Source organism: Streptomyces sp. NPDC005648 (genome assembly GCF_040605395.1).
Taxonomy (GTDB): Bacteria; Actinomycetota; Actinomycetes; order Streptomycetales; family Streptomycetaceae; genus Streptomyces.
In genome coordinates, this window is sequence record NZ_JBEXCS010000132.1 from 1 (window position 1) to 19,167 (window position 19,167).

Genomic DNA, 19,167 nt, shown 5'->3' on the forward strand with positions numbered 1-19,167 from the left:
GGGGCGGGCGGGCGGGCGGCGGGGGCGGGGGGGGGGGGGGGGGGGGGGGGGGGGGGGGCCCGCCGGGCGGGGGGGGGGGGGGCGGGGCCCCCCCCCCCCCCCCCCGCCGCACTGATCCCAAGGGGTCTTGTCAGCGAGCTCCGGATGGGCTGGAATACTCCCCCGATACTTTAAAGTACAAGGAAATCGCTTGCTGGGGCATTCGCATGCCCTGAGGTGAGGTGGCACCTTGGGACGTCCCGAACGGCCGGTGGATCCCGACGCCGGCCCCCTGCAGCGCTTCGCGCACGAACTGCGCTCGCTGCGCAGGAACGGCGGATCACCGTCGTACCGGACGATGTCCCAGCGCACCGGTCTCTCCGTGACCGCCCTGTCGCGGGCCGCCTCCGGTGAGCGACTGGCGTCGGCCGCGGTGGTACGGGCGTACGCGCTGGCCTGTGGAGCCGATCCGGACGAGTGGGAGCGCCGCCGTCAGGCCGTCGTCGAGGAGACGGCGCCGCAGGACACGGACCGAGGTGACTCCCCCTACCACGGGCTCGCGCGGTTCGAGCCGGACGACAGGGACCTGTTCTTCGGCCGGGACCGGTTGGCCGAGGACGCGCTGAAGCTGGTGACCGACCACCGGTTCGCGGTGCTGCACGGCACCTCGGGCAGCGGGAAGTCCTCCCTTCTGCGCGCCGGGCTGCTGCCCCGTCTCGACGACCTGATCCGAGAGAGGGGCTGCGGCATGGACCTCCGGCTGATCACGCCGGGGCCCCGGCCCGCGGTCACCCATGAGCGGCTGCTCGATCCGCCGCCGGACGGCCCGGAACGGTTCCTGGTGGTGGACCAGTTCGAGGAGATCTTCACGCTCTGCCGGGACCGGGCGGACCGCTGGCGGTTCGTGGACCGTCTCCTGGCCGCCCGTGAACCGGCGAGCCGGCTGCGGGTGGTGATCGCGGTGGGCGGCAGCTTCCACGCCCGCTGCGTGGAGCACGACGGTCTGGCCGACGCGCTGCGGCACAGCTCCCTGGCGGTCCGGCCCATGACACGGGCGGAACTGCAGGAGGCGGTGGTCAAGCCGGCCACCGCGGCGGGGCTGCGGGTGGAGCGCGAGCTCGCCGCCCGGATCGTGGAAGAGGCCGCGGACCGGCCCGGCGCGCTGCCGATGTTCTCGCAGGCCCTGCGGGAGACCTGGCGAAGACGGACCAGCGGCGTTCTGACACTGGCCGCCTACGAGGCGGCGGGCGGTATCAACGGCGCGATCGCCGCCGCCGCCGAGGAGGTCTACGGCGGCCTCTCGCCCGCGCAGGCCGCCACCGCGCGGCGCCTGCTACTGGCGCTCATCACCCCCGGCGAGGGCAGCGCCGACACCCGCCGCTCGTACTGCCGCGCCGATCTGCGGGAGTGGCCCGACCCCGAACTCCCCTTCGTCCTCGACCGGTTCGCCGACGCCCGGCTCGTCAACCTGGACGACGATTGCGTCGAACTCGCCCACGAGGCCCTGATCACGCACTGGCCCCGACTCCAGGCGTGGATCGAGACGAACCGCGAAGGGCTGCGCGAGCACCGGCGCCTCAGCGAGGCCGCGCGGCTCTGGAAGGAGCGCGACCACGACCCCGCCAACCTCTACCGGGGTACCCATCTCGCCGTCGCCGACCTGCTGTTCGGCCGGAACGCCGAGAACCACGGGCTCACCGGGCGCGAACGGGCCTTCCTCAGCGCCTCCCGGGTCGCCGACTCGATGGAGCGCTGGACGGCGGGGCGCATACGACGGCGGATGCGGTTCCTGGCCGCCGCCTGCACCGTCGTCGTGGTGGGCGCGCTCGTCGCCGGGCAGATCGCCTGGCAGCGCGGCGACGCGGCCGAACTGGAGCACACCCGCGCCGCGGCCCTGGAGGCCGTCGCCCTCGCCGCCCGGACCCAACCGGTCGATCCCCGTACCGCCGCACTGCTGAGTGTCGCCGCCTGGCGGCTCGACCCCGGCCCGGTCAGCCGCGCCGCCATGACCAACACGCTCGCGGAACCCCAGGACGACGTCCTGACCGGGCCGGTCCTCGGTGAGGACGACCGCGCCTTCCTCACCGACTCCGGCCGCACCCTGCTGGTGACGGGCACCGGCGCATGGTCCTCCTGGGACGTGGCCACGCACCGTCTCACCGGCCTGGGTCCGCTGCCGGACGGCAAGGTGGCCGGGGCCGACGCCGCCGGCCGGAACCTGCTGCTGACCGACGGGAGCCTGTGGCACCTGGGCTCGGGCACCGGAACCGGCCGCCCCGTGGCGGGTGGCCGGGTCCTGGGCTTCGGGGCCGACGGACACAGCTATGTCGTGCGGGACACCGGACCGGACCCCGAGGTACGGCTGCGCGCGGCCGACGGCGGCAGGACGTTGTTCGAGGCGGCGGGCGACGCCTATCCCGTGCCCTCGCCGGACGACGGACTGGTGGCCGTCTGCCGGCCGGACCGGCCACCGGAGGTGTGGGACCCCGTACGGGACCGGATCCGACCGGGCTCCTGGCAGAGCCTCCAGACGGCGGACTGCTCCTCGGCCACCGTCGCCTTCGGCGGGGGCCACAGACGATTCGCCATGGCCACGGACACCGGTGTCCGCATCTGGGACACCGCCACTGGGCGACAACTGGCCGAACTCGCCGGACCGGCCGCCGAACACCTCGCCTTCACGGCGGACGGGGCGTTTCTGGCGGCGTCCGGCCCCGACGGCGTCACAGTCTGGCGCGTCGCGGCACCACGGCTGCCGGTGCTGCGCCAGCCGGTGCCCGGCAGTTCCGTCACCGCCCTCGCCTGGGACCCGGCCGGCCGGACCCTGCGCTATCTGACGGGCAGCACCGTCAACTCCCTCGACCTCAGCTCCGTCCCGGGCTCCTCGTGGCGTGAGCGGCCCGTGGACGCCGTGGCGCTCAGTCCGGACGGCCGGTTCCTCGCCATCGCGGAGCGCGACGCGGCCGGCTACCGGCTCCGTCTCCAGGAGACCCGTTCCGCCCGCCTCGTCACCCAACTGGCCTTCCCCCGCCCGGCCGCCGACCTCGCCGAGGCGTCCCTCCCCCTGCTGGCCTTCAGCCCGGACAGCCGCAGCATCGCCTACGGCACGAGCGTGCTGTCCGGGGCCCTGCACACCGCGCGGTTCGCGGTGCGCGATGTCTCGTCGGCGGACGGCAAAGGCACCTCCTTCGAGGTGACGGGTCCGGCCGGGGGCGCGGCCCGCGCAATCGTCCTGACCGCGCGCGGACGGAAGCTGCTGGTCGGCTGGACCACACCCGCGGGCCCGCTCGTCGGGCAGATGTGGGACACCGCGCACGGCATCCCTTGGAAGCAGTCGGACGATCAGCGGGCCGTGGACAGGGAGGCGATGGTGGCCGGATTCTCGGGCCGGATGGCCATATCGTCCGACGGGCCGGACCCGCATCCCCCCTTCATCGACTGGGGACAGAAGTACGGCCTCGCGGTCAGCGCCGGCGGCGCTCATGTGGCGACGGGCGGGGCGTTCGGCACCGTCACCGTGTGGGCCACCGGAAGGGACGGCGCCCCGGAAGCGGTGATCCCGGCGCCGCCCGCACTCGCCGGATGCGTCGCCTGCGAGCGGGTCACCGCCCTGGCCTTCGACCCCGGCGCCTCCACCCTCGCCGTGGCCTACGGCTCGGGAGCCCTGAGACTGTGGGACCTCGACCTGAACCGGCCCCTGGGCGACAGCCCGGCCACCTCGGGTGATGCGATCAGCTCGCTGGCCTTCGGCCCCGACGGCTACCTCTACGCCGTCGGCCCCCATGTCTCCGTCCGCGCCTATCCCGTCGGCCCCACACAGGTCGCCGCCCGGCTCTGTGCCCGCGCCGGGCGGACCCTGACCACCGCCGAGTGGCGGAGCTACCTCCCCGGCGTGCCCTACGTCCGCGTCTGTGCCGAGTCCGGCCCGGACGACAGTCCCGCACAGGCCGTGACCGAGGCCGGCCCCGACCTCGTCGGGCGACCGGCGACGACCGCGCCCCCGAACACCACCGACGACCGGAAGCCTTCGCCCACCCCCGATCCCCGGCCCCGGGGACGGGTGAAGCACGGTGCCGGTGGGCGCCAGCCGGGTGAGCACGCGGCGGGCAAGGAGCGCACAGGCGAGCACCGGGCGGGAAGTGACCGGGCCGGTGCGCACGAGAGGGCGGCGAACACGCCGGCTGAAGGGCACGGCAGACACGCCGGCTGAAGGGCACTGCTCTCGCGGCGCGCGGTCTGGCGGGCAGCGACAGCGAACGACTCGCGGGCGGTGGCCGCTACCGGGGCGCGGGAGGGGTGGAAGGCCGGCCCGCTGGAGGGCGTGGGTCTCGGGGTGTGCCGTTTGCCGGGCGGGGGGAGCGGCCGGCTCGTGTGGGGTGACCGGTGTGGCGATACCGCCGGCGCGCCGAGGGACGCATCGAGCAACCGGGCCCGTGGACCAGGACTCGTCAGCGGGGAAATTTCGTCTCGCACCGGAACGCGCCTTCGGTGTGCGTGCGGGAACGAGTTCGGAGCGCGGTGCCACAGGCGGTGAGGAACAGCGCCGTCACGTCCGTGTATCCCGTCCGTCACGCCGGCGTCCCCCGCCGCGCCATACCCGTCGGTAGGTCGCCGATCGCGTTGTTTACCCCTCTGGCCTGCATTGATCAACAATTCCGAGGCTCCGACAGTGGATGTCGAACGGCCCGCTCCACCGCTGCCGACTCCCCCCGGTGCGGCGGCGGAGCGGTCACCGTGCCGGCCCTCATACCCCGAGGGCCGGCAAAGAAGAAGCGCATGAGCAATTCCCGGATTTCGTCAGCCGAGCTTTCCAGACGGGAAAGCCGACTTCCACTGGAGTATTCGATGCGATTCGCGCTCCGCTCAACCCCCTCCCGCCGCGTCGCCCGCAGTGCCGGCACCGTCGCCGCCCTCGCCCTGGGCGCCTCCCTCATGGCCGCCCCGCAGTCCTACGCCGACAGCAGCCCCACTGTCGCGCAGCTCCTCCAGGCCTGCGGCACGGCCGACGTGTGCAAGTTCCACCCGCAGAGCTACACCGCGTACACCGGTCCGGCGCACCAGGTGGGCTCCACCGCGTTCAACTGCGGCCACGAGACCAACCAGAACACCGTCAACTGGTCGGACACGACCTCCGCCACGAACACGGTCGGCGTCACGATCACGGCGGGCGTGAAGTTCTGGGAGGTCTACGAGGCCTCCGTCGAGCTCTCGTACTCCCACTCCTGGACGGTCTCGCACACCGACTCCGAGACCAAGACCATCAACGTTCGCCCCGGATACAAGGGCTGGCTCCAGCGCGGCACCGCCAAGCAGAAGGCCACGGGCTGGTACGAGCTCCACTTCGGCAAGCGCTACTACGGCCACTACATCTGGTACATCAACAACTACCAGGCGGCCGGCTGGGACGGCGACCACCCCCAGAACGGATACGTCAACTTCAAGGACGCGCAGATGACGTCCGGCGAGCGCGCCGCGCACTGCGGCTGAACCGTCCCCTAGGACAGCGGGCGGCCCGGCGCAGGCAACGGACCGCGCCGGATCGCCCGCCCCCACCAGAAGTGGTGTTCCGTGATGCCAGACAGCCGTCGTCGTTCTCGTCCCAGCCGTCGTCCTCATCCTCGTCCCCGCCCCCGTGCCGCCCTCGCGGCCGCCCTCTGCTCGCTGCTGTTCGTCGCGGGCTGCGGCGGCGCGGCGAAGGAGAACAGTGCGACCGCCTACGCGGACGGTGCGGGGCCGACGGTGATCGGCACCGACGGCTCGGCCGAGAGCCGGGTCGTCGCGGCCCTGTACGGCGAACTGCTCGCCGACGCGGGGGTCAAGGTGCGTATGGCGAGCACCCGTTACTCCTCGCCCGCCGACACCACCCGGGCCGTGGCGGAGGGCCGGATCGCCCTCGCGCCGGCCTACGAGACCTCGACGCTGCGCGCCCTGCCCGAGGCCCAGACCCTGCCCGGCAACATGGCCGCCACCCTCAGCATGGCCCTGCCCCCGGGCATCGACGCCCTGCCGCCCGCGCGGGCAGAGAACGGCGTCGTCCTCGCCGTCACCCGGGCCACCGCCCGCGCACACGGTCTGCGCACCCTCGCCGACCTCGCGAAGGCCGGCCGCCTCACCCTCGGCGGCTCCGCCTCCGGCGATCCGGACGCTCCCTCGGCCGCCTCGCTGCACAAGGCCTACGGCACTCACCTCACCGAGACCCGTACCTCGGCCACCGCCGACGTCCTGGTCCTGCGCGGCACCGACCCCGTCATCACCCGGGACGGCCTGGTCGTGCTGACCGATCCGAAGAGCGCCCTGCCTCCCGAGCACGTCTTCCCGCTCATCGGCGCCCCCTATGCGGGCCTGGCCGCGAGCAAGGCCCTGGCCCGCCTCAACTCCCGTCTCACCACAGCGCAGTTGGCCGTACTCGCCGCTTCCGTCGACGGCGGGGCCTCCCCGTCCGGCACGGCGCGGACCTGGCTGCGGTCCAACGGCCTGCTCGGCTGAACACTCCACCGAGCACCCCACTGAGCACTCCAGCGAGCACTCCACGCCTTCCCCCGAACGCGAAAGGCACCTTCGACATGCGCAAGCTCCGCAGAAAGCTCACCATCGCCGCGCTCGCCGTGGCCTCCGCCACCGGTGTCCTCGCGGCGCCCGCGACGGCCAGCGCCGCCACCGCGTATGTGCAGATCCAGATCTGCAACGACAACAACGCCGCCCTGAAGTTCTTCCTCGTCGGCTACAACGACCATGGTGACTGGGTCAACTCCCGGTTCTGGGACGTCCCCGCCAACCGCTGCACCACGGCCTCCGACTACTGGTGGCAGACCAACAGCTCGGTCGAGTTCCACTACGTCCGCCCGCCGGCGGGCTGGACCTGGCACCAGGTGTACGTCCCGAAGTCCAAGAACGGCCGCACCTACACCTACCACCAGTCGTAGCAACGACCACCGCCCGCCCCGGAACCCCGTCGCGACAGAACGTCGGCAAAGGTGCCCCCGGGGCGGGCGTAGCGTAGAGGGCATGACGACGTACGGCTCCTTTCCCGGATCGCGGCCGCGGCGGCTGCGCACCACCCCCGTCATGCGGCGCATGGTGGCCGAGACCCGGCTGCACCCGGCGGACTTCATCCTCCCCGCCTTCGTGCGCGAGGGGGTCAGCGAGCCGGTGCCGATCACGGCGATGCCCGGGGTCGTCCAGCACACGCGGGACAGCCTGAAGAAGGCGGCCGCGGAGGCGGTGGCCGCCGGGATCTCCGGGATCATGCTGTTCGGGGTGCCGGAGGAGGAGAAGAAGGACGCCCTCGGGACCCCGGGGACCGATCCGGACGGGATCCTCCAGGTCGCGATCCGTGACGTACGGGCCGAGGTCGGGGACGACCTCCTCGTCATGTCCGACCTCTGCCTCGACGAGACCACCGACCACGGGCACTGCGGTGTCCTGGACGACCAGGGCCGGGTCGACAACGACGCCACCCTGGAGCGGTACGCCGAGATGGCCCAGGTGCAGGCCGACGCCGGCGCCCATGTGGTGGGCCCCAGCGGCATGATGGACGGGCAGATCGGCGTGATCCGGGACGCGCTCGACCAGATCGGCCGGGAGGACGTCGCCATCCTCGCCTACACCGCGAAGTACGCCTCCGCCTTCTACGGGCCGTTCCGCGAGGCCGTCGGGTCGTCCCTGCGGGGTGACCGGAAGACGTACCAGCAGGATCCCGCCAATGCGCGCGAGTCCCTGCGTGAGCTGGCCCTGGACCTGGAGGAAGGGGCCGACATGGTGATGGTGAAGCCCGCGGGCCCCTACCTCGACATCCTTGCCCGGGTGGCCGACAGCGTGGATGTGCCGGTGGCCGCCTACCAGATCTCCGGCGAGTACTCGATGATCGAGGCCGCCGCCGAGAAGGGCTGGATCGAGCGCGACCGGGCCATTCTGGAGACCCTCACCGGCATCAAGCGGGCCGGCGCCCAGAACATCCTCACGTACTGGGCGACCGAGGCGGCCCAGAAGGTGCGCTGAACCGGGAGGTTGAACCGGGAGGCCGCATCGGGATACGGAAGGGAATACACCAGGCCTCGAATCGGCCACCGACCGGCAACGGAACGTGCTCGGTTCGGATACGGAAGCAACTCGGAACCGTTAACTCGCGTTGCCCTTCCGGCGATTCTCCGAGGTCGGTGCCGTATCCCAGGGTGGATCTGTGGTGAATCTGTCCGAAAAGCGCTCAACTCTTGCGGTATACAAACCGAATTGACGAGTTCGCGTCAGCGTCCTTACCTTCTGCGCCTGGCCTGATCCGTTCCGGATGGTCCGAACGTCGATCCCTGGGGGACGCAAGTGAGCTATGCATTCGAGCCGCTGAAGAAGTACGCGCAGTTCAGTGGGCGTTCGCGCCGCGCGGAGTACTGGCAGTACGCGCTGTTCGTCGGAATCGCCTACGTGGTGCTGTTGGTGCTCGCCCTCGCGTCCAAGAGCTCGGTCGTCTACGGCCTGATCGTCGTCTTCTACCTCGGTGTCCTGGTGCCCAGCCTGGCGGTCGGCGTCCGTCGTCTGCACGACACCGGCAAGTCCGGTTGGTGGCTCCTCTTCGGCGTCATCCCGCTCGTCGGTCCCATCACGCTGCTGGTCTTCACCTGCCTGGACAGCCAGCCCGGCCCGAACCAGTACGGCCCGAACCCGAAGGAGCCGGCCCCGGTCGGCTACGCCGGCTGATCATCCGCGCTTCTCCGGGCCGTCCGGTCGGTGCTCCCGACCGGACGGCCTCTGCGTGTGCCGGGCGGCCGGCTGGTCCAGGTGCGGGGCGTGGCTCTTCGCCGGGCCTTCGTCCCTGAGGCCCGTGCCGTCCTGGCAGCCGGTCATCGCGAGGGCGGCGAGCGCGAGGGCGGCGGCCGCGAGCGGGCGGCGGACGCGGGGGGTGACTCGGGCGGGCATGGCGGCACGTGCCTTTCCGTGGGGTGGGCTCGGGGCTTGCTGTCCTCAGCCTGTGCGGTGATCGGCGCCGCACGCCACACTCCGCGCGAGATTCGGGACGCCGATGCCGGGGGATGGCCGCTGACCTGCGGGGATGCCCTGTCCCGCGGGGAGTTCATGGGACGGGCACCATCAACTCCACTCGGGAGTTAGGTTGTTGACGACCGGTCGTTGCGCCTTGGATGACCGCCCCGACTCTCCCAGGGAGACCCCGTGCCCGGTGACGCGTTGAGCCAGGATCCCGCACTGCTGAGAGGGCGGATCGACACGACCAAGGCCCACCCGGCCCGCGTCTACGACGTCTTCCTCGGGGGCAAGGACAACTACCCGGTCGACCGTGCCGCGGCCGCCGCCGCGCTGGCCGCCAACCCGCGCGGCTACCTGGACGTACGGCACAACCGCGACTTCATGCGCCGCGCGGTGACCCGGCTGGCCCAGGAGCAGGGCATCCGCCAGTTCCTCGACGTCGGCACCGGACTGCCCACCGCGGAGAACGTCCACCAGATCGCCCAGACCATCGCCCCCGAGTCCCGGGTGGTCTACGTCGACAACGACCCCGTGGTCCTCGCGCACGCCCGCGCCCTGCTCACCTCCAGCCCCGAGGGCCGTACCGCCTACATCGACGCGGACCTGCGTCTCCCGTCCGAGATCCTGCAGCAGGCCGCCAAGACCCTCGACTTCGACAAGCCGATCGCGCTGCTGCTGGTGGCGATCCTGCACTTCGTGGAGGACGAGGAGGCGTACCCGCTCGTGCACGAGCTGGTGGAGGCGCTCCCGGCCGGCAGCCATGTCGTCCTCAGCCATCTCACCGACGAGATGCACCCGGAGCCGACGCGCGCGGTCCAGCGGACCTACACCGAGCGTGGCTTCACCTTCGTCTTCCGCTCCAAGGCGGAGGTCGAGCGCTTCTACGTCGACACCCCCGGCCTCACCCTGGACGCCCCCGGCGTGGTCCCGGCCCACCAGTGGCACCCCGGCCCCGCGCCCGCGCCGCCGGCCGTGGACGAGGCGTACTTCGAGTCCCTCGACGACATCGAGAAGATCCGCTACCGCGACATCAACGACGTGACGGACGACGACATCAACGTGTACGGGGCGACCGGCACGAAGGCGTGAGGACGGGCGGAGGCCCGGGGGAGGGCGATGTCCGGATCGCGGAATTGCGGGTGTAGACGGCATCTTTCTTTCTAGGCTGCGGTGACGAGCCTTAGCCGAGGGAGCCGCCCCATGACCGCCGTCCCGTCCGTCTCCGCCCCTGCCCCCGTCCCGCCGCTCGCCGAGCGGGCCCGGTCGATCGGCGGTTCGCCGGTACGGGACATCCTTGCCGTCACCGCCCGTCCCGAGGTGATCAACTTCGCGGGCGGGCTGCCGGCCCCGGAGCTGTTCGACACGGAGGGGATCGCGGAGGCGTTCCGGACGGTGCTGGCGCAGGACGCGGCGCGGGCGTTGCAGTACTCGACGACGGAGGGCGAGCCGGCGCTCCGGGCGGCGCTGGCGGACCGGACCACGATCCGGGGGCTGCCGACGACCGCCGACGACATCCTGGTGACGACGGGTTCGCAGCAGGCGCTGTCCCTGCTGGCCACCGCACTGCTGGAGCCCGGCGACACGGTCCTCGTCGAGAGCCCCTGCTATCTGGCGGCGCTCCAGGCCTTCGGCTTCGCGGGAGCGAGGGTCGTGCCGGTGCCGGGGGACGCGGACGGGGTGGACGTCGAGGCCCTGGAGGCCCTGGTGGCGCGGGAGCGCCCGAAGCTCCTCTACACCGTCCCCACCTTCCAGAACCCGACCGGCCGCACCCTGCCCGCCGCGCGCCGGGCCGCCGTCGCGGAGGTCGCGCTGCGGCGCGGACTGTGGATCGTCGAGGACGACCCCTACGGCGAACTCCGCTTCGAGGGCGAGCGGGTGCCGTGGATCGCCTCCTACGAGGGGGCCGCCGACCGGGTCGTGCTGCTCGGCTCCTTCTCCAAGGTCATGGCGCCGGGGCTCAGGCTGGGCTGGCTGCGGGCGCCCGCCGGACTGCGCCGCGCGTGCGCGGTGGCCAAGCAGGCGGCCGATCTGCACACCCCCACGGTGAACCAGCTGGCCGCGGCGCGGTATCTGACGGACCGCGACCTGGACGCGCATGTCGCCCGGGTCGCCGGGGTGTACCGGGAGCGCCGGGACGCGATGCTGGCGGGGCTGGCGGACGCCCTGCCCCCGGGCTCGACCTGGAGCCGGCCCGAGGGCGGCATGTTCCTCTGGGCCCGCCTCCCGGAGCCGTACGACACGACGGCTCTGCTCCCCGAGGTCGTGCGGCACGATGTGGCCTACGTGCCCGGGGCCCCCTTCTATGCCGGCGAGCCCGACCGCTCGACCCTGCGGCTGTGCTTCGTCACGCAGACGCCCCAGGAGATCGCGGAGGGGCTGCGGAGGCTGGGGGAGGGGCTGAAGTCCCTGTAGACGGCCCCGGTCAGTCCCACCAGAAGTGCCAGGACGGCTGGTTGAGCAGGTGGTGTTCGGCGTAGGCGGTGAGGGTGGTGTCGCCGCCGCTCTGGAGGATGTTGTCCGGGCAGAACGCGAAGTGCTCGGCGGCCAGGGCCTCCGCCTCGGCGAGCGTGCGGGGCGGGGCGGCGACGGACACCAGCAGGTGCGCGAAGCCGAGGGCGACGACCCGTATGCCGAAGCGGTCCTCCCAGGAGCGGAGCACCGACGACAGACGGGCCGTGTCGCCCTCGTGGTTCGCCGGGCCCGCCCAGCCGATCGCCGTGGGGATGTCGGCGGTGCGGCGGGCGGGGACGAGGGCGAGGCGGGGGGCCTTGAGAGGGCCGCCGCCTTCGAGGACGGCGTCCGCGAGAGCGGAGGCGGCGGCTTCGGGGTCGGTGCCGGGGGTGCCGTCGGCGTGCGGGGCGTCGGCGAGGCCGGGCCACTCCTCACCGTCCGCGGCGCACTCGTACCAGAGCTCGGCGAGCACCTCGTCGGCGTCGTGGTCCCCGGGGTACGACATCTCCCCGGGCATCAACTCCCAGTCCTCCGGCCCGCCCACGTCTCCGCCGGCATCGACGAGAACGGGCAGCAGACCGACCGCCGGCGCGCTGTCCCGCAGCGCGTCCCGGGTCCCGGGCGCGGGCTGCTCGTCGGTGACCCAGAGAAGGGGTTCGTGCCAGGGCCCGTCGTCGGTCTCGTCGATCAGGTGGCCGGGCGGGAGGTCGAGGCCGAGGGACGCGAGGTTCGGGAGCGGGTTGGGGAGGGTCGCCATGTCAGTGACTGTAGGGGGCGGCGAGGTCGAGCACGCATCAGGGCCCGTACACCGCCACCGGCGCTCGGTGCCCGCCGCCAGGCAACTCGCTCGCTGGGCGCTGCCCTTCTGGGGTCTCGCCGGCTGGGCCCCTCTCGACGACGTCTCACTCCGTGTCAGTGAGCTCGCCACCAACGCCCTTCCGCACGGCGTCCCGCCCGGCCGTGGCTTTCTGCTGCGGATGCGTCGTGACGTGGGGCGTGGAGGAGCGGGAGCCCGGCAGGGTCGTGTGGTGCGAATGGACAGTCGAGTGCTCGGTTTGACCTGAAAACGCCTTCTGAGTCGCGCCCTCCACCACCAGATTCATCGGGAGACGGCACATGACCACTGTCGTCGCCGTGTCATTCACCTTCACTCATGAATCGGGGAACTCGCACATGGCCCTGACCAGGCTCACGACAACCCTGCTCGGAACCCTCACCGCGGCCGTGCTCGGCGTCGGCACGCTCGCCGGAGCGACCGCGGCCACCGCCGCGCCCGCCCAGCAGGCGCCCACCCGCACGACCGTCACCATCCAGGCCGTCAACAACCTCGGTCTGAACACCACCGAGGCCAAGAGCGTCCAGTGCTACGTCCGCGACGCCGTGCCCGTCGGGCAGTTCGACCCCGGCGCGATCGACGGCCAGCTCGGCACCAACAGCTGGAAGGCCTGGCAGCGCTTCCTCAACGACCGCGGATTCGACGCCGGAACCGTGGACGGCGTCGTCGGCCCCAACACGATCCGAGGCCTCCAGCGCTTCCTCGTCGCCGTCGGTTACGACACCGGCGGGATCGACGGCGACGCCGGGCCCAAGACGAGGGCCGCCTGGAAGGCGTTCGCCAACAGCGGCGGCGGCTGGTGCTGACCGCACCCAGTCGCTGACCGCACCCACCCGCTGACCGGTACGCCCCGCCCGTTCGATTCCTCGATCCGGGCGGGGCGTGCCCGCCTTCAGGCGCGGTCCGCGTCCCGCAACGCCCCGGCCATGACCGTCCGTACGACCTTCTCCACGGCCTCCTCGTCCGGGGCCCCCGCCTCCCGGCCGGCGTACAGCAGATGAGCCGCCCCCAGCAGCGTCGGTGCCAGCACCTCCAGCTCGGCGTCCGCCGTGACACGGCCCCGCTCCCGCTCCGCCGCGAGGTATCCGGCCAGCATTCCCGCCGCCTCCGTCAGCAGCGGGACCCCTCGCGATCCGGACGCCCGCAGACGTGCGCGGAGTTCGTCGCGGGCGATGACGAGGGCCACGACCGAGACGGCCACCCCGTCGAAGAGGTCCGTGAGCGCGGTGGTGAGATTGCCGGTGACCGTGCCGGTTCCGGCCGCCTCGCGCAGGGCCGCGCCCCGGCCCTCCAGCCGGCCCACGCGCTCGCGCACCAGCTCCGCCAGGAACGCGTCGAAGTCCGCGAAGTGCCGGTGCAGGACCCCCTTCGCGACACCCGCCTCCTCCGTGACCGCCCTGCTGGTCAGCCCGCTCGGGCCGTCCCGGAGCAGGATGCGCTCGGCGGCCTCGAAGAGGTGCTTGCGGGGATCGCGGATGGCCACACCTGTCGGCATACGGTCCCTCTCGCTCGTACGGGGGAGTGGGCGGGCTCGCGGGCTCGTCGGCGTCCATTGACGAGTGGGCGCGTGCCCACTCATAGTGGGCGCATGCCCACTTTACCCGTTCCCGGATCACCGTCCCAGCAACCGTCCCAGCACCCGTCCCGGCATGACCCCCATCGCCGCCGCGACGTCGCCGAGTCCTACGGCGCCGACGCCGAGCGCTACGACCGCGCCCGTCCCCGCTACCCCGAGACACTGGTGGAGCGGATCGTCGACGCGAGCCCCGGCCCCGACTTCCTCGACGTGGGCTGCGGTACGGGCATCGTCGCCCGCCAGTTCCGGGCGGCCGGGCGCCGGGTGCTGGGGGTCGAGCCCGACGCACGGATGGCCGGCCTCGCGCGGCGACTCGGCGTGGACGTCGAGGAGACCGTCTTCGAGGAATGGGAGCCCGGCGGGCGGGAGTTCGACGCCGTCGTCGCGGGGACCGCCTGGCACTGGGTGGACCCCGTCGCCGGAGCCGCGCGGGCGGCCCGGGTCCTTCGGCCCGGCGGTCTCCTCGCCGTCTTCTGGAACGTCCCCCAACTGCCGCCCGAGCTCCTGGAAGCCATCGCCGACAGCGCCGAACGCGTGCTGCCCGACCCGCTCTTCGACTTCCGGACGCTCCTGACGAGGCCGGCCGCGACGGCGTACCAGACAATTCTCGACAGGGCCGCCGACGGCATCCGGCAGACGGGCGCCTTCGGTGAGCTCCAGCAGTGGCGCCACGACTGGGAGTTCACCTACAGCCGGGACGCCTGGCTGGACGTCATGCCCACCCAGGGCGCCTTCACTCGCCTGCCCACCGAGCACCTGGCGCGGCTCCTGGAGGCCGCGGGAGCCGCCATCGACGCACAGGGCGGCAGCTTCACCGCGACCTACGCGACGCTGACGGTCGCGGCGAAACGGCCGGTCAGAGCCGCTCAGGCGTCCTGATCCCCAGGAGGGCCATGCCCTGGTGGAGGGTGCGGGCCGTCATGTCGCACAGGAACAGACGGTTCCCGACCTGAGCCGGGGTGTCGGCCTTGAGGACCGGGCACTTGTCGTAGAACGACGTGTACAGCGAGGCCAACTGGTACAGGTACGCCGCCAGCTTGTGCGGGGCGTACTCCGCGGCCGCCTCGAAGACGGTGTCGCCGAACGCGTCCAGGTGCAGGCCGAGCGCCCGCTCCGCCGGGGCGAGTTCGAGCTCCGGGTGAGCGGCCGGCTTCGTGTCGCCCGCCTTGCGCAGGATCGACTGGATACGGGCGTACGCGTATTGCAGGTACACGCTCGTGTCGCCGTTCAGCGACACCATCTGGTCCAGGTCGAACTTGTAGTCCCGGTTCGGGGACGTCGACAGGTCGGCGTACTTCACCGCGCCGATGCCGACCTGCGCGGCCCGCTCCTGGATCTCGTCCTCGGTGAGGTCCTGGGCCTTCTCCCGGACGACCTCGGCGGCCCGCTGGACAGCCTCGTCCAGCAGGTCCTCCAGCCGGACCGTCTCGCCCTCACGCGTCTTGAACGGCTTGCCGTCCGCGCCGAGCACCGTGCCGTAGCCCATGTTGTGCGCGGTGACGTCGTCGGTCAGCCAGCCCGCACGCCTCGCCGCCTCGAAGACCATCTTGAAGTGCAGGGACTGGCGTACGTCCACCACGTACAACAGGGACGTCGCGTGCAGGTCGGCGACCCGGTTGCGGATCGCCGTCAGGTCGGAGGCGGCGTAGCCGAAGCCGCCGTCCGCCTTCTGCACGATCAGCGGCACCGGCTGGTCGTCCTTGCCCCGGATGTCGTCGAAGAAGACGACGAGCGCGCCCTCGGAGCGCACCGCGACACCCATCTCCTCCAGGAGGCGGGCGGTCTCGGGCATGCCCTCGTTGTACGCGGACTCGCCGACGATCTCCTCGTCCCGGATCCGCATGTCCAGCTTCTCGAAGACCGAGTAGAAGTAGACCTTCGACTCGTCGACGAACTGCTGCCAGAGCTCCAGGGTCTCCTTGTCGCCGGACTGCAGGGCGACGACCCGCTTCCGCGCGCGCTCCTTGAACTCCTCGTCCGCGTCGAAGACCGCACGCGAGGCCTTGTACACCCGGTTCAGGTTCGACATGGCCTGCTCGCCGTCGACGTCCTCGGCCGGGGCCAGTTCGCCGGGGTTCTCGAACAGGTACTGGATGAGCATCCCGAACTGGGTGCCCCAGTCGCCGATGTGGTGCCGGCCGATCGTCGTCTCGCCGGTGAAGTCGAGCATGCCGCGCAGGGCGTCGCCGATGACCGCCGAGCGCAGGTGGCCGACGTGCATCTCCTTCGCCACGTTCGGCTGGGCGTAGTCGATGACCGTGATGCCCGCGTTCTCCTTCAGCGGCACCCCGAGGCGGCCCGTGTCGTCCCCGTACCGTGCGGCCAGGTTCCGGGTGATCGCCTCGTCGGACAGCGTGATGTTGAGGAAGCCGGGCCCGGAGACCTCGACGTCCTTGATCAGCTCGTCGCCGGTGGTGATCCGGGAGACGACCTGGGTCGCCAGCTCCCGCGGGTTGGCCTTGGCCTTCTTGGCGAGGGCGAGGATGCCGTTCGCCTGGAAGTCCGCCCGGTCACTGCGTCGCAGCAGCGGCTCCGCGGAGACCTCCGGCAGGGTGGCCGAGAGGGCGGACGCGAGCTGCTGGTTGACGGAGTCGCTGAGGGACGTGACCGGGGCCATAGGAATGGGTGCCGTTCTCCTCGTGGGGATCGATAGACCCAACCAGTATCCCATGGCAGGTAAAGCGGTTTTCCCGGGCGCATCGGCGTCTGTGACAATGGAGCGTCACCCGTTCAGAAAGAAGGACGTGCCGATCGTGGCTCAGAGCACCGAGACCACCGACTGGGTCTCCCGTTTCGCGGATGAGGTCATCGAGGAGTCGGAGCGTCGGGCCCCCGGCAAACCCGTGGTCGTCGCCTCCGGGCTGTCACCGTCGGGTCCGATCCACCTCGGCAACCTCCGCGAGGTCATGACCCCGCACCTCGTCGCCGACGAGATCCGCCGCCGCGGCCACCAGGTCCGTCACCTCATCTCCTGGGACGACTACGACCGCTACCGCAAGGTGCCGGAGGGGATCCCCGGGGTCGACAAGGACGCCTGGGCCGAGCACATCGGCAAGCCGCTGACCTCCGTCCCGGCGCCGAAGGGCTCGTCGTACCCGAACTGGGCCGAGCACTTCAAGGCCGCCATGGTCGCCTCGCTGGCCGAGCTCGGCGTGGAGTTCGACGGGATCAGCCAGACCGCGCAGTACAACGCCGGTGCCTACCGCGAGCAGATCCTGCACGCCATGAAGCACCGCGGCGACATCGACGCGATCCTCGACCAGTACCGCACCAAGAAGGCCCCGGCCAAGCCCAAGCAGCAGCAGAAGCCGGTCGACGAGGCCGAGCTGGAGGCCGCCGAGGGGTCGGGTGCGGCCGAGGAGGACGACGGCAGCAGCGGCTCCGCCGGCTACTTCCCGTACAAGCCCTACTGCGGCAACTGCGAGAAGGACCTCACCACCGTCACCTCGTACGACGACGACACCACCGAGCTGACGTACGCCTGCACCGCCTGCGGTTTCTCGGAGACGGTCCGGCTCAACGAGTTCAACCGCGGCAAGCTGGTCTGGAAGGTCGACTGGCCGATGCGGTGGGCCTATGAAGGCGTGATCTTCGAGCCCAGCGGTGTCGACCACTCCTCCCCGGGCTCCAGCTTCCAGGTCGGCGGCCAGATCGTCGGCATCTTCGGCGGCAAGCAGCCCATCGGCCCCATGTACGCCTTCGTCGGTATCTCCGGCATGGCGAAGATGTCGTCCTCGCGCGGTGGCGTGCCCACCCCGGGCGACGCCCTGAAGATCATGGAGCCGCAGCTGCTGCGCTGGCTCTACGCCCGCCGCCGCCCCAACCAGTCCTTCAAGATCGCCTTCGACCAGGAGATCCAGCGGCTCTACGACGAGTGGGACAAGCTGGACGCCAAGGTCGCCGACGGTTCCGCGCTCCCGGCCGATGTCGCCGCGCACTCCCGTGCGGTGCGCACGGTCGCGGGTGAGCTGCCGAGGACGGCGCGCCCGCTGCCGTACCGGACGCTCGCGTCGGTCGCGGACATCACCGCCGGACACGCGGACCAGGCCCTGCGGATCCTCTCCGAGCTGGACCCGTCCGACCCGCTGACCTCCCTCGACGAGGCCCGGCCGCGCTACGACAAGGCCGAGGCCTGGATCAACACGCACGTGCCCGCCGACCAGCGGACCATCGTGCGCGAGGAGCCGGACGCCGAACTGCTGAAGTCCCTCGACGAGGCGTCCCAGCAGTCCCTACGACTGCTGCTGGACGGTCTCGCCGAGAACTGGTCGCTCGACGGGCTCACCCACCTCGTCTACGGCGTCCCGAAGGTACAGGCCGGCTTCTCCGCGGACGCCGGGCCCAAGGAACTGCCCGCCGAGATCAAGACGGCCCAGCGGACCTTCTTCGCCCTGCTGTACCAGCTCCTGGTGAGCCGTGACACGGGTCCGCGACTGCCCACGCTGCTGCTCGCGGTGGGGCAGGAGCGGGTGCGGGTCCTGCTCGGCGAGTAGGCGGTACGTGACAGGGGCCCTCGGTTCGAGGGCCCCTGTTCTTGACTCCGTCAGGCGATGTGGTCTTCCTGGAGTTCCGCCGTGTGGCGGTTGGTGAAGCGATTGACCATGCGTTCGGCGTCGCGGTGCGGGAGGGCGGTGCCGTACGTCGCCTCCACGTTCGCGCGGAACTGGCCCGCGGTCGGGTAACTGCCGTCTATCGACTGGCGGAAGACCTGGTAGAAGTCCTCCTCCGTCGGCTCCGGGGGCTCCGGGGGGCCGCCGCCCTCGCCCAGCTCACGGGTGCGGTTCGGGCCCACCGGGATGGGGAACGTGCCGGTCTCCTCGGGGGAGGGTTCCTGGCCGGGGAGCGGGGGCTCCTCCTCGAACTGCTCGCGGTACTGGTCCGCCTGCTTCTGCTCCTCGTACCACTCGGCGTACTGGTCCGAGGGGTCGTAGGCCGGGTTGTAGCCGCCGTGGTACTCGATCTGCTGCGGGGGCCTCGCGTGGAGCCAGGGGCTCACCTCGGGCTCGGGAAGCGGCTGCGGAGCGGGCTCGTATACCTGAGGCGCGGTGCTGGGATTGCCGACGAGTTCGGGGCGCTGCTCGACCGGGGGCGCGACCTGCTGTGGGACAGGCACTGATCCGGCGGGCTCGATCCGCGGCGCCGGAGGGATCAGCACCGGCTCGATTCCCGCCGCTGCCAGGCCCGAGGGGGCCGTGTCCGCCAGGGGGACGCCGTAGCGGGCCAGGCGCAGGGGCATCAGGGACTCGACGGGGGCCTTGCGGCGCCAGGCGCGGCCGAAGCGGGAGTGCAGGCGGGCCTGGTAGACCAGCCGCTCCTGCTCCAGCTTGATGACCTGCTCGTAGGAGCGCAG

General features: G+C 71.8%; 15 protein-coding genes and 2 pseudogenes. 12 read left to right on the forward strand and 5 right to left on the reverse strand.

All coding sequences use genetic code 11. The features are described 5' to 3' along the window. Positions 1-229 precede the first annotated feature (229 nt). The 6 genes from ABZT17_RS41765 (at position 230) to ABZT17_RS41790 (ending at position 8,670) form a co-directional block, all read left to right on the forward strand. A complete protein-coding gene (locus tag ABZT17_RS41765; RefSeq protein WP_356357405.1) occupies positions 230-4,189 on the forward strand; it encodes a hypothetical protein in 3,960 nt (1,319 codons plus the stop codon). Positions 4,190-4,824: 635 nt separating this feature from the next. Further along, positions 4,825-5,466: a hypothetical protein gene (locus ABZT17_RS41770; protein WP_356357406.1), complete on the forward strand. Its 642-nt coding sequence runs from the start codon at positions 4,825-4,827 to the stop codon at positions 5,464-5,466. An 84-nt stretch (positions 5,467-5,550) separates the two neighbouring features. Further along, positions 5,551-6,465, forward strand: a complete 915-nt coding sequence (locus ABZT17_RS41775; RefSeq protein ID WP_356357407.1) for a glycine betaine ABC transporter substrate-binding protein — start codon at positions 5,551-5,553, stop codon at positions 6,463-6,465. Positions 6,466-6,542: 77 nt separating this feature from the next. Then, entirely contained in the window at positions 6,543-6,902 is a 360-nt protein-coding gene (locus ABZT17_RS41780) for a hypothetical protein (RefSeq protein WP_356357408.1), read from the forward strand. Between the two features lie 82 nt (positions 6,903-6,984). Beyond that, on the forward strand, positions 6,985-7,977 hold the full coding sequence (hemB, locus tag ABZT17_RS41785) for a porphobilinogen synthase (RefSeq protein ID WP_356357409.1): 993 nt from the start codon (positions 6,985-6,987) through the stop codon (positions 7,975-7,977). Positions 7,978-8,295: 318 nt separating this feature from the next. After that, entirely contained in the window at positions 8,296-8,670 is a 375-nt protein-coding gene (locus tag ABZT17_RS41790; protein WP_356357410.1) for a DUF805 domain-containing protein, read from the forward strand. On the opposite strand, the gene ABZT17_RS41795 is transcribed toward ABZT17_RS41790, so the two are convergent. Next, on the reverse strand, positions 8,671-8,889 hold the full coding sequence (locus tag ABZT17_RS41795) for a hypothetical protein (RefSeq protein ID WP_356357411.1): 219 nt from the start codon (positions 8,887-8,889) through the stop codon (positions 8,671-8,673). A 252-nt stretch (positions 8,890-9,141) separates the two neighbouring features. Here ABZT17_RS41795 and ABZT17_RS41800 point away from each other — a divergent pair, with 252 nt between their 5' ends. Together ABZT17_RS41800 and ABZT17_RS41805 are read left to right on the forward strand one after the other, a co-directional pair. Beyond that, on the forward strand, positions 9,142-10,044 hold the full coding sequence (locus ABZT17_RS41800; protein WP_356357412.1) for an SAM-dependent methyltransferase: 903 nt from the start codon (positions 9,142-9,144) through the stop codon (positions 10,042-10,044). Positions 10,045-10,155: 111 nt separating this feature from the next. Continuing rightward, a complete protein-coding gene (locus ABZT17_RS41805) occupies positions 10,156-11,367 on the forward strand; it encodes a PLP-dependent aminotransferase family protein (RefSeq protein ID WP_356357413.1) in 1,212 nt (403 codons plus the stop codon). A gap of 10 nt (positions 11,368-11,377) precedes the next feature. Here ABZT17_RS41805 and ABZT17_RS41810 read toward each other — a convergent pair whose 3' ends face one another. Continuing rightward, on the reverse strand, positions 11,378-12,163 hold the full coding sequence (locus tag ABZT17_RS41810; protein WP_356357414.1) for a DUF4253 domain-containing protein: 786 nt from the start codon (positions 12,161-12,163) through the stop codon (positions 11,378-11,380). Between ABZT17_RS41810 and ABZT17_RS41815 the strand changes: the two are divergent. Both ABZT17_RS41815 and ABZT17_RS41820 read left to right on the forward strand, forming a co-directional pair. Beyond that, a pseudogene (locus ABZT17_RS41815) lies at positions 12,162-12,465 on the forward strand (hypothetical protein). The gene ABZT17_RS41810 and the pseudogene ABZT17_RS41815 sit on opposite strands and share 2 nt — an antisense overlap. A 57-nt stretch (positions 12,466-12,522) precedes the next feature. Continuing rightward, positions 12,523-13,047, forward strand: coding sequence for a peptidoglycan-binding domain-containing protein (locus ABZT17_RS41820; RefSeq protein WP_356357415.1), 525 nt, complete (start codon positions 12,523-12,525; stop codon positions 13,045-13,047). 86 nt (positions 13,048-13,133) lie between these two features. Here ABZT17_RS41820 and ABZT17_RS41825 read toward each other — a convergent pair whose 3' ends face one another. After that, positions 13,134-13,736, reverse strand: coding sequence for a TetR/AcrR family transcriptional regulator (locus ABZT17_RS41825; RefSeq protein ID WP_356357416.1), 603 nt, complete (start codon positions 13,734-13,736; stop codon positions 13,134-13,136). A 93-nt stretch (positions 13,737-13,829) separates the two neighbouring features. On the opposite strand from ABZT17_RS41825, the gene ABZT17_RS41830 reads away from it, so the two are divergent. After that, complete coding sequence (locus tag ABZT17_RS41830) at positions 13,830-14,696, forward strand: class I SAM-dependent methyltransferase (RefSeq protein WP_356357417.1); 867 nt, start codon at positions 13,830-13,832, stop codon at positions 14,694-14,696. Here the strand turns inward: ABZT17_RS41830 and argS are convergent. After that, positions 14,674-16,434 (reverse strand): arginine--tRNA ligase, encoded by a 1,761-nt coding sequence (gene argS / locus ABZT17_RS41835; RefSeq protein WP_356357418.1) that lies wholly within the window; start codon positions 16,432-16,434, stop codon positions 14,674-14,676. The two genes, ABZT17_RS41830 and argS, sit on opposite strands and share 23 nt — an antisense overlap. A 127-nt stretch (positions 16,435-16,561) precedes the next feature. On the opposite strand from argS, the gene lysS reads away from it, so the two are divergent. Next, positions 16,562-18,310, forward strand: a complete 1,749-nt coding sequence (gene lysS / locus ABZT17_RS41840) for a lysine--tRNA ligase (RefSeq protein WP_356357419.1) — start codon at positions 16,562-16,564, stop codon at positions 18,308-18,310. 50 nt (positions 18,311-18,360) lie between these two features. Here lysS and ABZT17_RS41845 read toward each other — a convergent pair. Then, positions 18,361-19,167, reverse strand: a pseudogene (locus ABZT17_RS41845) (hypothetical protein); the annotation flags it as partial.